Annotated in this window: 14 protein-coding genes and 1 pseudogene; 5 read left to right on the top strand and 10 right to left on the bottom strand. The window is 66.3% G+C overall.

The window, feature by feature from the left end:
- Positions 1 to 317: 317 nt before the first annotated feature.
- A complete protein-coding gene (locus AB0881_RS05140) occupies positions 318 to 1811 on the top strand; it encodes an alpha/beta hydrolase (protein ID WP_366614355.1) in 1494 nt (497 codons plus the stop codon).
- Positions 1812 to 2784: 973 nt separating this feature from the next.
- Here AB0881_RS05140 and AB0881_RS05135 read toward each other — a convergent pair.
- Together AB0881_RS05135 and AB0881_RS05130 are read right to left on the bottom strand one after the other, a co-directional pair.
- Positions 2785 to 2964, bottom strand: a complete 180-nt coding sequence (locus tag AB0881_RS05135) for a DUF1737 domain-containing protein (protein WP_366614353.1) — start codon at positions 2962 to 2964, stop codon at positions 2785 to 2787.
- Positions 2965 to 4007: 1043 nt separating this feature from the next.
- Positions 4008 to 4847 (bottom strand): SDR family NAD(P)-dependent oxidoreductase, encoded by an 840-nt coding sequence (locus tag AB0881_RS05130; protein WP_366614351.1) that lies wholly within the window; start codon positions 4845 to 4847, stop codon positions 4008 to 4010.
- Between the two features lie 118 nt (positions 4848 to 4965).
- Here AB0881_RS05130 and AB0881_RS05125 point away from each other — a divergent pair, with 118 nt between their 5' ends.
- Positions 4966 to 5595 (top strand): TetR/AcrR family transcriptional regulator, encoded by a 630-nt coding sequence (locus tag AB0881_RS05125; RefSeq protein ID WP_366614349.1) that lies wholly within the window; start codon positions 4966 to 4968, stop codon positions 5593 to 5595.
- Between the two features lie 385 nt (positions 5596 to 5980).
- On the opposite strand, the gene AB0881_RS05120 is transcribed toward AB0881_RS05125, so the two are convergent.
- The 7 genes and pseudogenes from AB0881_RS05120 to AB0881_RS05090 all read right to left on the bottom strand — a co-directional run bounded on the left by AB0881_RS05120 (position 5981) and on the right by AB0881_RS05090 (position 11510).
- Entirely contained in the window at positions 5981 to 6622 is a 642-nt protein-coding gene (locus tag AB0881_RS05120; RefSeq protein WP_366614347.1) for an SMI1/KNR4 family protein, read from the bottom strand.
- A gap of 294 nt (positions 6623 to 6916) precedes the next feature.
- Positions 6917 to 7712: pseudogene (locus AB0881_RS05115) on the bottom strand (IS5 family transposase).
- 480 nt (positions 7713 to 8192) lie between these two features.
- Positions 8193 to 8522, bottom strand: a complete 330-nt coding sequence (locus AB0881_RS05110; protein WP_366614345.1) for a helix-turn-helix domain-containing protein — start codon at positions 8520 to 8522, stop codon at positions 8193 to 8195.
- Entirely contained in the window at positions 8519 to 8893 is a 375-nt protein-coding gene (locus AB0881_RS05105) for a type II toxin-antitoxin system RelE/ParE family toxin (RefSeq protein WP_366614344.1), read from the bottom strand. Before AB0881_RS05105 ends, AB0881_RS05110 begins: the two co-directional genes overlap by 4 nt.
- Positions 8894 to 9550: 657 nt before the next feature.
- Positions 9551 to 10018, bottom strand: coding sequence for a gamma-glutamylcyclotransferase family protein (locus AB0881_RS05100; protein WP_366614343.1), 468 nt, complete (start codon positions 10016 to 10018; stop codon positions 9551 to 9553).
- 26 nt (positions 10019 to 10044) lie between these two features.
- On the bottom strand, positions 10045 to 10605 hold the full coding sequence (locus AB0881_RS05095; RefSeq protein ID WP_366614341.1) for an SUMF1/EgtB/PvdO family nonheme iron enzyme: 561 nt from the start codon (positions 10603 to 10605) through the stop codon (positions 10045 to 10047).
- A gap of 461 nt (positions 10606 to 11066) precedes the next feature.
- A complete protein-coding gene (locus AB0881_RS05090; protein WP_366614340.1) occupies positions 11067 to 11510 on the bottom strand; it encodes an aminotransferase class IV in 444 nt (147 codons plus the stop codon).
- A gap of 488 nt (positions 11511 to 11998) precedes the next feature.
- On the opposite strand from AB0881_RS05090, the gene AB0881_RS05085 reads away from it, so the two are divergent.
- Complete coding sequence (locus tag AB0881_RS05085) at positions 11999 to 12184, top strand: hypothetical protein (RefSeq protein ID WP_366614339.1); 186 nt, start codon at positions 11999 to 12001, stop codon at positions 12182 to 12184.
- A 249-nt stretch (positions 12185 to 12433) separates the two neighbouring features.
- A complete protein-coding gene (locus AB0881_RS05080) occupies positions 12434 to 12592 on the top strand; it encodes a hypothetical protein (RefSeq protein WP_366614337.1) in 159 nt (52 codons plus the stop codon).
- Positions 12593 to 12660: 68 nt separating this feature from the next.
- On the opposite strand, the gene AB0881_RS05075 is transcribed toward AB0881_RS05080, so the two are convergent.
- Entirely contained in the window at positions 12661 to 13002 is a 342-nt protein-coding gene (locus AB0881_RS05075) for a winged helix-turn-helix domain-containing protein (RefSeq protein WP_366614335.1), read from the bottom strand.
- Between the two features lie 136 nt (positions 13003 to 13138).
- Between AB0881_RS05075 and AB0881_RS05070 the strand changes: the two genes are divergently transcribed.
- The gene (locus tag AB0881_RS05070; RefSeq protein WP_366614334.1) at positions 13139 to 13465 is read left to right on the top strand and encodes a hypothetical protein; all 327 of its coding nucleotides are present in this window, start codon (positions 13139 to 13141) and stop codon (positions 13463 to 13465) included.
- Positions 13466 to 14477: the final 1012 nt, after the last annotated feature.

The raw sequence follows: 14477 nt of genomic DNA, 5'->3' as shown, positions 1-14477 counted from the left end.
AACAGACGGAAGAGCCCGCATGCCCAGAGCGCCAGGGTGGGCGGACGCCGGCGACCGCGCAGCGGCACTCTTGAAGTCGTAATAAACGCTCTCGTCTTGGGCCGTTGGCCCTGGGAGAGCAGCTGACTCACTCGTAGCGGCGGCGCCATGCTGCGCAGCGTTCGATATAGGCCGGCAGGTACCTCAACGCGTAGAGCGGGGTTCTCGAACGCGTCCAGGATTCCCGCTCCTCCGGTGACACGCCCGTAGTCTACTACAGAGAGAAGTTTGCAGAGAAAACTTTGCAGAGGTAACTCTGTAGAGTAGGTTCTGGCAACATGCAGCCCCCTGGAACCAAGCGCCGTGCCGGGCGTGCGACCGCAGCGAGCCTCGGCGTCATCGCCGGACTGGTTGCGGCCACCGCCGCTGCCACGGCTTTCGTCACCGCTCCCACGGTGAACGCCACGCCCGCGGCGGCTCATCGCCTGAGCTGGACCTCGTGCGATGCCCCGGACTACCCCGGCGCGGAGTGCGCCACCCTGTCACTGCCGGTCGACTGGGACCGTCCCGACGGGCCGACGTTCGAACTGGCCCTGGCTCGGCGCAAAGCCACCGGCCCCCGCGAACGCGTCGGATCCCTGGTGTTCGGTCCCGGCGGCCCCGGTGACAGCGGCGTCGACCGTGTCGTGGAAGGTATCTCCCGCTTCAGTCCCGAAGTGCGCCGGCGCTTCGACATCGTCAGCTTCGACCCGCGCGGCGTGGGCCGCAGCAACCCGATCACCTGCTCCGCCGACCTGCTCGCGCAGCGGCCCTCACCCGAGATCCACGACCAGGCCGCCTTCGAGGCCACCCTCGACTACAACGCCGAGCTGCGCGCCGACTGCCGTCAGCGCACCGGTCCCCTGTTCGACCACCTCGACACCGCGAGCACCGTCCGGGACCTGGAGGCCGTCCGCGTCGCCCTCGGCGAGCCCAAGCTGACCTTCCACGGCAGTTCCTACGGAACGTTGCTTGGCGCACAGTACGCCGAGACCTACCCGCACCACATCCGCGCCATGGTGCTGGAAAGCGTGATGGACCACAGCGTCGCGACCACCCGTACCTTCCTGCGCGACCAAGGCGCTGCGGCCCAGGACTCCTTCAACGAGTTCGTGAGGTGGTGCAAGGCCAGCACCGGCTGCGCCCTGCACGGCCGGGACGTACGAACGGTCTGGAAGGGCCTGCTGACCCGCGCCGAACGCGGTGAACTGGACAACCCGAAGGCGCCCGGGACCCGCATATCCTCGATCGACCTGGTCAACGCGATCGCGTTCCGCGCGTTCTACAAGGCCGACTTCGCCGGCCTGGCCAAGACCATCGCCACCATGGCCGACACCAGCCCGCTCCCGGCGGCGCCCACCGCTCTGTCGCCCCTGCCGCCCACGGCGCCGATCTTCTGCTCCGACTGGAACCTGCCCGCACGCGACCACCGCGAGTACACCTCGCTGGTACGAACACTGCACCGGACGGCCCCGGACATGCCGTACCTGCTACCCGTCCGCGTGGTGGCCTCATGCCTGGGTACGCCCGCCACCAACCTCCAGCATCGTCTGAAGGTCGACGGCGCTCCGAAGATCTTGCTGTCCAACGCCCGGCACGACCCCGCCACCGGCTACCCCTGGGCACAGTCGGCGGCACGTCAACTCGGCCAAAGCGGCGTGCTCCTCACCTACCAAGGCCACGGGCACGGAAGCGTCACCAACGGCGCCTGCATGGAGAACACAGTCGACGCCTACCTCACAGAACTCAAAGTTCCCGCCCGAGGCACCGCCTGCCCTGCCCAAAGCCTCTGAACTCATCGTCGAACCCGACGCCTCAATCAGGGGCCAGATGACGCACACTGGATCCGACCGCACCGTTCCACCACAGCGTCAATCGCCCTCGCCAAGGACGCGAATGCTTTCTCCTGCGGTCTGAACGAATGACGATACGGCGTGAGCACTCGTGCCCGTGCCCCGATCGCATGACCGTCCCTTAGAACGGGCGCAAACAGGCCCAGGCCTCGAGAGTCTCCAGGCCTGGGCCTCCGTTGCGGAGCGGTGTCGGGATTCGAACCCGCGCCGGCAGCTTGGGGAATAGCTTCAATCTTGCCGGTCCACCCGACCGACATGCAATCACAGTATTCCGGGAGTGATTGTGAACGACCCATGATCGTCCTGGCGTGGCCCGCTAATGGTCCGGCTCTCCACTCCTGACCTGCCACTCTCTCGCCGCGCCTCCCGAGCGTGCCGCAGTCGCCCGGACCCCGGCTTCCCTCAGGCGTGAGGCCAGCAACTCCACTTCGGGGAGTGTCCCTGTGAACCTTCCCGCCTGCACTCGGCGCAGCGTCTCCCTGGCCTGCCGTAGATCCCCACCTAGTTCGGCACGCAGGACCTGCATTACCTTCGCCGGACGTACCGACGGATCCACGATCCTGAGATGCGCCTGGCCATGTTGAGCAATAATGCGTGCCCTTAGGTCCGGTGGAACGTCCTCTCGCCCGCAGACGGCGAAAGCATGCCCGCACGCCGAGCAGTTGCTCTGGAAGTCCCAATGCAGCCCATCACTGAGCAACGTCTGCGCACCGCTGCAGATTGCCAGAACACCACAAGCCTCGCACGCACGCAGATACTCAACTGACTCTACGATCGCAGCATCACCAGTTCCAGTTCAGGCACGCCGAGCCAGGACTCACGATCTCTATAGTCTCTCGCACGCGAGAGCTCCCGTTCACCGCTCCTGGTTGCACGCAGAGGCCCCGCTTCGGGCACGCTCATCCAGGGGCAGTCAAGGCTTCGGCCGAACGAGTGCCTGAGCGACGATCACACGCTCCCCGTTGAACGTCAGCGAAGGCGAGCCGTGCAGCTCATAGCCGAGGTCAAGTGCTTCGCTGACCCTTCGACAGAAAGCCTCATCGTCGGGGCCAGTAAGAACGCGGTACCTGGGAAGATCTTTCGGGTCGGGCATGCGGCAAGTGTAGAGACCGGGGCGCGCATGCCCCGGCTGCGAAACGGGACCGGACGGAACAGGGCACCCGCCGGCCCCGCATCAGCGGGGTGCCCATGAAGACGTAATGAAGTCCTCATCCGGGGCCGTTGGCCCTGGGAGGTCAGCTGACTTGCTTCTGGGCCTTGTAGCGGCGCCATGCTGCGCTGCGTTCCGCGTGGGCGAGGAAGTGCTGAGCTTCGAACTCCTCGGCTGACCAGTCCTCTGGCTCCACCCTCGTCCGGTGTGTACATGCTGGCCCTTCCTGGAGTAGGAGGCCCCGCCGGAGGCATTTCTGCGTTGTGTTGATCTAGCCTGGCGACATGCCGAGACCACCAGAGCCCACGGATCCCGGTCGAGAGGCGAGCCTTGGTCGGGTTGCCCTGTGGTTGGCCCCGGAGGATCTCGACTGGTTGGCCTCTCACTGTGTGTGCACTGATGCCACGCCTGATGACGAACGGGAACGGTGCGGCCGAGTTCGGTTCCGTGCCAGTGCTGCGCTGCATAAGGCAGGCGTGAAACCTAGCGGCTCCTGACAGAGCGGCGGCGCGTACCCAGTGGCTGCCGTCAGCCGGGCGACTGGGCTTGGGCGGTGGCTTTCGCGCTCCCGCCTTCGGCCCGCCGTGGTGGGACCTGCGTCCACGCGGCACCTTAACCCAAGGCGGGACCGAAAAGGGATCCGCCGTTCGGGCCGGTGACGGTAGCGAAGGGCTATCGCCTCCTGCGGGCCATTCTCAACACGGCCGTGCGGGACAAGCGGATCAACGAGAGAACCCGTGGCAGATCCCGGGCGCGGATCTGGAGTCGAGCCCGGAACGGCCGGTGCTGGGGGTGGCCGAGGTGTTCCGGATCGCTGACGCCATCGCACCTCGGTACCGGGCGCTGGCGCTCCTCGCGACTTTCGGCACCCTGCCTAATGGCCTGTTAATGGCCCAACGGCTGGCCTGGGCACCCGCCTACCGTCGTGGCCCGATGGCGCATTTCCGCTCGAACGCGCTCCGCTCCGGATTGGGCAGGACGGCCTTTTAGGCCGGTTGGCCGCTCCCGAAGAGCACGGTCTGGGTGATGTTCGCCAACCGTCGTGCGGCGGCGGGATCGAAGGGCGCGCCGTCCACGTCGATCTTGGTGTGCTGCATGTAGGCACTCAACGGTTCTGGGTCGGGGTTGTCGAGGTGGCGTCGCAGCATGCCCACGGCCGCGTCGACCGGCTGGCCGCGGTCGCGCATTCCGGCGACCAGCGCCGCGTCGGCCTCGTTGTAGTCACCGGCGAATCCGGTGGCGGTCAGGCCGGGATGCGCCAGGACGTAACGGATCCGGGTGCCGGGGTGTGCGGCGGTGAATCCGACGCCGGCCAGGTCGCTGAGTTTGCCGCATTGCGACATGATCCGGTCCGGCCGGTAGTCGCGGGTGAACTGGAGGTCCTCCCAGTTCATCGCCGACAGATCACCGCCCGGTCCGGCCAGGTTGAGGATCACTGGCCGCTCCCCTGCCTCGAGCCGGTCGGCCAGGCCGTGGCTGAACAGATACCGGCTGAGGTAGAACAGCGCGAAGTTGTGCTCGATGCCCTCGGCGGTCTCGTGGCGGGTCGAGCGGTAGAAGCGCGCGGCCAGCACCAAGGCGTCCACGACCGGGTGACTCTGCGCGATTTCGGCGACGACCCGCCGGTTCTCGGCCACCAGGCTCAGATCCGCCTGAATGTATGCGGCGCGCTCGCCCGAGCCGATGGCCTGGGCCTCCTCCATGAACCGGCGGCCCTTGTCCGGGTTGCTGCCGACGACGATCACCCGCTCGCCGCGGCCCAGGTAGTGCAGGCCCAGGCCCTTGCCGATCCCGTCGGTGCCCCCGGTGATCACGATGGTCTTCAATGACGCCTCCCCAACTAGACCCGTGAGTCTAACTTAAGAGTCTCATGAGTACAGACATTGGTGCGGGGTCATTAGCCTGGAGAGTCTGGTTCGGTGAACGTCGCGGTATGCTCAGAACATGAGCCCACCGCCGGACAGGGGCCGCATCGACAAGCGGAAGGACATCCTGGACGCCGCGTTCACCGTGTTCGCGCGGGAGGGCTACCCGCAGGCCCGTGTCGATCAGATCGCCGCAGAGGCGGGGGTCGCCAAGGCCACCGTCTACAACCACTTCGGCGACAAGGCGTGCCTGTTCCGCGAGGCCATCGCCGCGCTGTCCGAGCGGGCGCTGGCCCGCAACCTGGCCGCGGTGGCACGGCTGGCCGAGGCGGGTGATGATCTGCCCGCCACGCTGACCAACGTCGGGCTCCACCTCGTCGACTGTTATTGCGACCCGCAGTCCTGGGCGCTAAGGCGCCTGCTGTATGCCGAGACTCCACAATTTCCCGATCTACTCGAACTGACGCGGGTCGGCGTCGCCGAGCCGGTCACTCAAGCGCTCGCTGACCGGCTCGCCCGACTGGCCTTGGAAGGCCACATCGACATCTCCGACCCGGCGTTGGCCGCCGAACACCTCACGGCGCTGCTGAACGGGCCGCTGGAGGCACGGTCACGCTTCGGCACGCGCCGCATCCCCCGCCTCGAACGCAAGGCCATCACCGAATCCGCAGTGGCCACATTCCTCAGCGCCTTCACACCCCGGCCTTGAGCCGCGATGCGCCAGGCTTAGGCCCATTGCGCATGCCTCGGGTCTGCTGCCAACCGGCATCGGGCGCGGCTTCGTTCGACGACGTCTGGACGATGCGGAGGGAGACGATGGGGCAGCAGGGGCGCCTAGAAACGATCAAGGCCCAGGTCTCGAGACTATGCCCCTTGGCCTGGGCTTTCTCATGTTGGATAGGGTGACGCGAATCGAACCCGCGCTGTCAGTTTGGAGCTCATTCGAAACCTGGCCCTCAAGGCGGCTGACCTGGCGATGCGGCGTGCCGCGAGTGACCGCAAATACCCCTTGATCACCGTGCCTAATCGCTCGCTAATCGTTCGCCGCCTACCGCCTGGCCTGGAAAGACCCCCGAAACCGGCGGGCGTGAGCGTCAGGACTTCGGGGGAACGCGCCCTTGGAACCAGTGCCCGCGTACGTGCTCCGCGGCGATGTGGAACGGGTGCCTCTGGTCGGTCATCTGCCGGAACAGGAACTCGGTGGCCGTGCACTCGAACCGGCTGCCCTCGTCGAGGCTGTCCACGGCGTAGACGGGCCACCGGTCGGGGTCGGGGCCGTCGGTGATCCAGTAGTAGTTCTGCTCATGCTCGTTGTTCGACCAGGGGAGCGCACCGCCGGGGGCCGGGAACGGCGGATGCTCGTCTCCGAACGCCAAGTCGTAGTCGGCGTGGTACTCGGTGTGCCAGATCAACTCCTCCGGGGTGAAGACATCGAAGAACCCGTTGAACTTGCCGTTGCAGCCGAACGTCTCGACGAGCCGCTTGTAGTCGCTCGGCAGCGACGTGCCCAGCCGCGACTCGACCGCCGCCCAGTCGGGTGCGGGGACCGGCGACGACGGCCCACCCGTGATCGCTACCAGCCGCTCCACCCACGACATCTCCGCAGGCAGATCGACCGGTTCCGGGATGGTCCGTTCCGCGACGGCGACGACCGACCGGACGTCCGCGTCCGCCCCGACCGCCCGCATGCCGTGTGCCCAGGCGTGGTCCCAGACGTGTTTGTCTGGGACGGCCATCGGCGGTTCGCCCCTCCAGTACACAGGGGGTACCGATTGTTGAACTCGTCCTCTGGAGCGATGCCGTAGTCGGAGACCAGCACGCAGGTGTGCCCGTCCCGATGCCCGGGCTGTTCGCACGTCAGGTCATCGGACTCCGCCTCTAAGAGGCGAGACACGGTCGCTATGAGTTCCTTGCGATCCATGGGAAGCCACCCAAGCACCTGCCACCGACATCACGCCACGGCCGGACGCATGCGCGGGCACCCACGTCGGGACTCTGGACGGTCGGACCACCTGGCCTTAAACACCATCTCAATTGGTGAGTCGGCGGTGGCAGATTAAGACGGCGGCGATGCCGACGAAGGCCAGGAAGTGCTCGGGTTTGCGTTCGTAGCGGCGGTGCAGGCGGCGGCAGCCGTTCAGCCATGACACCGTGCGCTCGACCACCCAGCGGTGCCGGCCCAGCCGGGTCGAGGACTCGATACCGCGGCGGGCGAGCGCGGGGTGATACCGCGTCCGCGCAACCAGCGCCGCACGTCGGCGTAGTCGTAGCCCTTGTCGGCGTGGAGCTTGGCGGGACGGCGCCGGCGTGGGCCGCGCCTCGACCGGATCGGCGCAATGCCGCGCACCAAAGGCTGCAGGGCCAGCTTGTCGTGGGTGTTGGCGGCCGAGATCCCGACAGACAGCGGCAGTCCGGCACGATCGACCAGCAGGTGGATCTTCGACCCGCTCTTGCCGCGGTCGACAGGATTCGGGCCCGTCAGCTCCCCCCTTTGGCGGCGCGGACGCTGACCGAGTCGATCGCGCACCGCGACCAGTCCAGCTCGCCCCGCGCACCCAGTTCGTCCAGCACCAGGCGGTGCAGTTTGGCCCACACCCGCGCTTTGGTCCACTCGGTGAAGCGGCGGTGCGCGGTGGGTCCCGACGGGCCGAACACCGGCGGCAACTGCTGCCAGGTGCAGCCGGTGGTCGCCACGAAGATGATCGCCGCCAGCACCTCACGATCTCCATGCCGGCGCCGCCCGCCGCCCTGTGGTCGCGTCGGAGCAGGCGGCACCACCCGCTGAAACAGCTCCCACAACTCCTCGGGGACCAGCCGTTCAACCATCTCCACGACGGCAGACTAACGCTGACTTACCAATTGAGATGACGTCTTACTCGGTCTCGCCACCGCACTCCCCTGGTTTCCGTAGCGGCTCCGGCACGCGCGGACCTTGGGTACGTACTTGGTACGGCTTGCCGCTGTGAGCCGATGACGGCCAGACACAGCCGGACACGACATGAAGACTGTTCGGAAGTAGCGATCGCCCTGCCGCTCCTCCGTCTACCGAGGTCGGACGGTGGTGAACGTGTGCTGTCGCGCGGGGTAGGTAGCGGACGTTGCCGTCACCCTCCCCGGCGCTGACCTCGCTACTTCACCTGTCGGACGTACAGCTGATGCAGCTCTGTCTGGCGTCCCTGACCACCTGGATGCGAACCACCGGCACCGCCGCCCCGTCCACCAAGGTCAGATTGTGCCTGGAGCGCGCCAGTGGTGCTCTCTGGTGGTCATCGTTGCCGTCAGGGCTGCCGTCAGCGGTCGGTGCTGTCACGCGACCTTGATTGAGTGGGGACCAACGCTGACGGTGATGTCCAGGTGCCCGCCGAGCGCGCTGGCGTAGGCGCGCAGTGTCTCCAACTCCATGGCTCCAATGTCGCCGTTTTCGATCTGGGAGACGCGGGATTGGGAGACTCCCAGGATCTGGGCGACCTCGGCTTGTGTCTTGCCGATGGCCTTGCGGAGTTCCTTGAGGTGGTGGCCGGCGATGTAGGCGTCCAGTTCGGCGCGTGCCTGGACCTGGCGCTCGGGGTCGGCCAGTTCGGGGTTGCGGCGGTGTGCTTCGGCCTTGATGTCCTGCCAGCGGCGTCCGGTGCTCATCGTCCGCCCTCCTTGTCCTTCGCTGCCCGGTACTCGGCGTAGCGGGCTTCGGCCAGAGGAATCGCCTCGTCGTACCAGCGTGACCACTGCCCGGCCTTGTCCCCAGCGACCAGGAAGATCGCGGGACGGTCCGGATCGAAGACGAATAGCATGCGGATCTCCGATCGCCCCCGACTGCCGGGCCGCAGCTCCTTGAGATTGCGTAGCTCGCTGTTTTCCAGGGTGTCTACCAGTGGCCGTCCCAGCGTCGGCCCGACCTCGGCCAGCCTGTCGATGGCCTGCTCGATCAAGGCTGCGGTGTCCGTCTCTGATTCACACAGCTCGAGGAACCAGCTCTCGACCGGTTCGAGGAGGATGACGTCCCAGGGCACCCCACCAATATAACCTCTAACTCATACTGCGGGGGCGTGGGACATCAGGGCGATGCGGCAACTCGTGCCAGAGAGCCGGCCAGAGGTAATGGCACCCCTCGGGCGCGGTGTTCTCAACCAGCCAAGCAATCGGAAGCCGCTGAGGGAGCCCCAGCCGCAGTGCGGTCTCTTCCAGCCTGAGCAGGGAGGGCGTATCAGTCACCTTGAGTTCGCGAGGCACCTGCTGATCCAAGGTCATCAACCCATGCTGCCCCCTCCCTAGACCTTCGTGGTGGAGCGGGTGACGGGAATCGAACCTGCGCTGTCAGCTTGGGCACCAAACCGATCACGCCTCCTGGAGTCGCTGACCTGCCCTCCAGCCCTCCCACGAGTGACCATGAGTACCCCCGGATCACTGCCCCTAGTGCACGCTAATTGCACGACGTCGTGACGCTGACCTCGGCCGTCCTCGCCGCGCGCAACACCTGCTGCACTGCTTCTTCTACCTCCCGTCCACCGCTGTCGTGTGCTCCGCGACGGCTCGGCACACGGTGCCGCGGGACCGGACGGAACAGGCCGCACGCCCGGCGCGCCGGGGCGGGCGGTCGCCGGCGACCGCGAAGCGGCGCCCTTGAAGACGTAATGAAGTTCTCATCCGGGGCTGTTGGCCCTGGTAGTTCAGCTGACTTGCTCCTGGGCCTCGTAGCGGCGGCGCCATGCTGCGCAGCGCTCCACGTAGGCGGGTAGGTGCTGGGCTTCGAAGTCATCGGTTGACCAGTCCTTGGGCTCCACCTCTTCGGGTGTGCAGGCGTAGGCCCATCCGTGGGTGCCGCCGGTCAACTCGACGCGTGTCAGCTCGTAGAGCGGGTTCTCGAAAGCGTCCATAAGGCGCCACTCCTCCGGGGTCAGTCTGGTGAGGAGGTAGCCGCGGGCGGTGGTCTCTCCTGGGACGAGTCCGGGGTAGACCTCGTTGGGGAGTGCTGCCACCCTCCAGCCTTCGGCTGCTGCCGGTTGCTGGTCGGGGACTCGGTCGATCAGGGTGAACAGGACCTCAGGGAACTGGAGGCTTCCGTAGACGAACAAGGCTTGCGGGTCCACCGAGAGGCGATCCCTCGGCCACTGTGGCGGGCTTCCGATGTGCGGCATGGAGCACCTCTCGGTGGACTCTGCGATCAAGGATGGCCGGGGCGGTCTCTCATGTTGAGTACGGCTCGCATGGTCTCGGCTGGTGTGACGCAACGAAAGCCGGTGTCGTCGTCGAGCATGTCTGCTGCTGCGTCGTTGAAGGTTGACGGTGTGCAGCGCAGGAACGGGCTTGTAAAGGCACTGCCCTTCAGTTCGTAGCGTCCCGGCTCGGACTCGGTTGAGCACCACTCCCAGGTGTTGCCGCACATGTCGTATGCGCCGTACGGGCTGACACCGCTGGCGTAGTAGTCAACGGGGGTGGTGCTGCGCTGCCGGCCCTCACGACAGTTGACCTTGGCGGGCGTTCGTTGGCTGCCCCAGGGTAGATGTCGCCTCGGGTTCCTTGGGCGGCCTTCTCCCACTGCTGGGCGGTCGGCAGACCCTTGGCTGACCACTGGGCTTAGGCGGTCGCGTCGTGCCAGGTGGTGAACACGACTGGGTGGTCTGCGAGTCCCTCTGGGACTTCCCCGTTCTCCCAGTGCTGCGGCGGCTTGTAGTCGGTCGCTGCGACGAACCGCCGTAGTCGGCGTTTGTGGTGGGGAACACATCGATGTAGAAGGCCTGGAGGTACACCGGTTCGTTGTTTTCGCCGGCGAAGTAGACGCCTGACGGAACGAGGGTCATCAACTTGCCGTCGATCGGGTGCCTGACCTGGTCTTCGTCTCCGACTGGGATGGACGGCTCTTGCTCGGGGCTCGCGGACTGCTCAGAGATCACGCCGGGATCTTGCGTGGGTGCGTTTGGTGTCGTGAACCCGACCATCCCGGCGAAGCGGGTCTGAACCTCGACGCTGGCGGCAGCGAGGAGGGTATCTAGGGCCTGTTGGTTGACCGGCCGCGGAGTCATCTTCTCCCCGGCCTTCTCCCACTTGACGATGATTCGCTCGCTCACGCCCAGCTCGGCGGCGAAGTCGACCTGACTCGCGCGCTTGGCCTCGCGTAGGGCGCGTGCTTCCAGGCCTGTCCAGCGTTGGACTGCGGGGGCAACTGTGGTCTCCAGAGAGCTGGGCTCAGAGTGCTTCGGTGGGGATCTCTTCGTATTCCTTGCGGAGCGTCCTGAGCACGGGATGCTCTCCGGGGAACTCCACTTCATTGATCGCCGTGATCGCGCGTACGCCTATCGCGGTGTTGGTCGCGAATGCGGCTTCCATGCGGGGAAGATCAGCGATGTTCACGGGGCCCAGTGCGGATGCGTCATGCACCTGCTGCAAGAGGCGCATGGTCACGCCGGGAAGGACCTCAGCGTTAGGCCAGATGACTTGCTGCCCGTCGTAGAAGCCGATGTTCCACGTTGCGCCCTCGGAGAGGTACGCCTCGGCATCGACGAACACGCAGTCATCGAAGCCTTCGAGTTGGGCGTTACGACGGTGCCACAGCGCACCGAACAGACCGACGTGCTTCACCTCTGGTAGGTCCCGCACATAGTGGGCTGCCTGCACCCGGAGAGGTGCCATCGGCAATGTGCCCGCCAGCCTCGTCGTGACGAGGATCTTCGGCTCCGCTGGTCCTCCGGGGTCTGCCCAGCTCCAGATCGGGATCGAAGACGGTGACCCGCACCACGCAGGAGCCCCCTTGACCCGCGGTGGCCTGCCGCACGTAGGAGCAAATCCGGTCCCGGTCCAACTCGCTGCGGAAGAGAACCTGACAGTCGCGCACAAGGCGCTCTATATGGCGCGAAAACCCTCGGATGCGGTGGTTCTCCATGCGCATGGAGGCGAAGTGCCCGTAGTTGATAAGCGCTAGGGCCTTCAGTTCATCGGGACCTACAGGTGCGCCGTTGAGTTCCGCCATGCGCCCCAGTGTGGCAGTACGTATGTGCTGTTCAGAGCCCTGGGGCGGTGGAAGTTCAGCGCTGAGTCGGTGGCGGTACATGGGAAAGTCCGTGATCTGCGAGCACTCTGAGATGCCCATGAGCATTCGTGGACGCGCAGAATGCAAGGTCGTGCGGCTGGACATGCCGCATTCACGGAGCAACACCGCACGGAAGGTGGTCAAGCTGACTGAGGAAGAGCGCCAGGTCCTCCTCGCCGAAGTCACGGCGGAACTCAACTGGTTCCAGGTCCGATCGATGGAGATCGCGGCCCGCGTCCTCGAAACGCCGTCCACTGAGCACGCCCGTACGGCGTAGGCCACAACCTGATCGTGGCTCAGTATCCGAACTCAAAGAGAGACGTGCCGATGGTGGACGAGAGTCTTCGACTGGCTGAGCGGCGCCGGCTGAATGGTGCATTGGGTGCGGGGCGGTTGCATTCGGCGGCGTTGGATGCGGTGTTGGTGCGTCGGTCGGCGGAGGGGCTGGGAGTGGATCGGCCGTTCGGTTTGGCGTGTGGGGTGGTGAGTCGGGCGGGGGGCGGTGCCGGTGCTGAACGTTATCGACGTGGACCCGCCTGAGCGCTCGGTGGACGTGGAGCCCGAACGTGTCGGCGGGCGCTGGTGGTTCCTGGTCGCCGGGAGCGGTGAGGGCCTGGTGCCGGTGGATGAGGTGGACAAGGCTTCGGCCGCGCTGGCCGGTGTTCCGGCGCGGGAGGTGCGGTGATGGTGCGGCGTTTCGATGAGCCCTTCGAGGAGCTGTCCGGGGTGCCTTTGGGGGTGCCGCGGCTCGGCTCAGAAGTTCCGTGTCCGCTCGTCTAGTTCGTCCAGCTTGGCTTTCTGTTGCCGGAGTTGCTCACTGATCTCCTGGAGTTGGTTCCACAGGAGTGTGAACTCCTCGGAATGCTCCGGAGGGGCGTCTTCGGCTGCATCATGTTCGGGCGCGCCCGTGACCACGCTCGGTATGCCCTGCCTGCTCATGATGATCCCCTCCTCGCGGAGGACGGCCAGCGCGCGCTCGACCGTCGCGCCGGCGGCTCCGAACCGTTCGCCGAGCTTGGCGATGGACGGGAGGGTCTCCCCTACCGCGTACCGGCCTGAGGCGATGTCCTGGCGCAACTCGTCGGCGATGCGCACGTAAACCTTGCGGCGATCAGCGGGGCCATGTCTTCCCATGTCAGCAGCATAGCTGCGCAACTTAGGTTCATGGGTTTCTAGGAAGGATTGGGTCAGAGGTTGGCCGCGTGCGCTACCGGGTCTCAAGGGCAGGGTCATGCGGCGCTTCCCGCAGACCTTCGCCATCCGGCTCGCGGCCGAGCGGGTGCTGTGGAAGCTGGCTGAGGACGGGCACGCGGACACGGTCCAGGATGACCGGCTGCGGGCGCTCATCCTGCTCGCCGCGTTCGCAAGCCTGCGGTGGGGCGAGATCACCGCGCTCCGGCGGTGCGGCATCGACACCGTGAACCGGACTGTCCGGGTACGGGCCGCGTACGTCGAGCGGGCCATCGCGGATGGACTGGACGCGCTCCTCCATGCGGAGAACGCGGAGGAGGAGGACGGTGACGGGGGGACGGGCGGCGCCCTGGTGCCGGTGGCCTAATTGCACTCTAATTGCACGGCGGCGCTCTGAGCCAGAAACGATCAAGGCCCAGTGTCGGGGACTAGTTCCCGGACCTGGGCCTTCTTGGTGGAGCGGGTGACGGGAATCGAACCCGCGCTGTCAGCTTGGGAAAACTCATCCAAGATCAGCGATCACCAGGCACACCACTGACCTGCACCTACGCACCAACCACCCCGTTAACGACCGTACGCGACCAACATCAGCCGCTCTGACGGGCACGCAACGGGCACGCATCGAGTAGCTTGGAAGTGGCGTATACGGAGGGCTCCAATCAGGAGTCTGCAAGGGAAATCTGGCCCTAAGGGGTCACCTAAATGATCGACTCGGAAGGGTGCCACCTTCCGCCGAGCGACCGGCGGAGCCAAGCCCACCGGCCCGGAAGAGGCGATCATGAAGGGTGATCGTCGTGGGCAAGAAGTTTTTGCAACTCCGGGAACTCCTTGAAGCGGTACGTGAGTTCAGCGTAGAACTACGCAACGGTCTCGTTCCTGAGGCTGTTCTGTGGTACCTAGCTATCCGCGGATTCTGCGACCTAATTGGACTGGTCTAGCTGGCACGGCAGCGCACCCCTAGCGCCTGATCTTCCCGTCTGCCGTCGTCCCACCCCGAAGGGGAAGCGGACCAGGGCCAGGGCGCCAAGGTGGAGCGCCCCACTGGACGAACGACCTTGGCGCCCTGGCCCTGGTCTGCTTGGCTCGCCTGGGACGTCGGCAGACGGGAAGATCAGGCTTCCACCTCACCTTTCGGCAACCGTCACCGCGCGCGCTGAGCTTCCCAGAGTCAGAGGCCCCCGCCGGAGGCATGTTCGTACCTCGGCCAAGTGCCGGCCTTGGTCGGGCGGCGGCGCGCACCCCGAGCCTGCGGTTAGCCGGGGAGCTGGGCGGCGGCTGCGCGATGCGCGGCCGTCCGGGCCGCCGGTCGGTGACCGGCGCCCACGCCGCACGCGCCGACCGGCGGAGCCGGGCGGCCGGTGTGGCGACGCGAGCGCCGC

This window comes from Spirillospora sp. NPDC029432, from assembly GCF_040703975.1.
Classification (GTDB): Bacteria; Actinomycetota; Actinomycetes; order Streptosporangiales; family Streptosporangiaceae; genus Spirillospora.
This window is presented reverse-complemented; position numbering and strand designations above follow the sequence as displayed.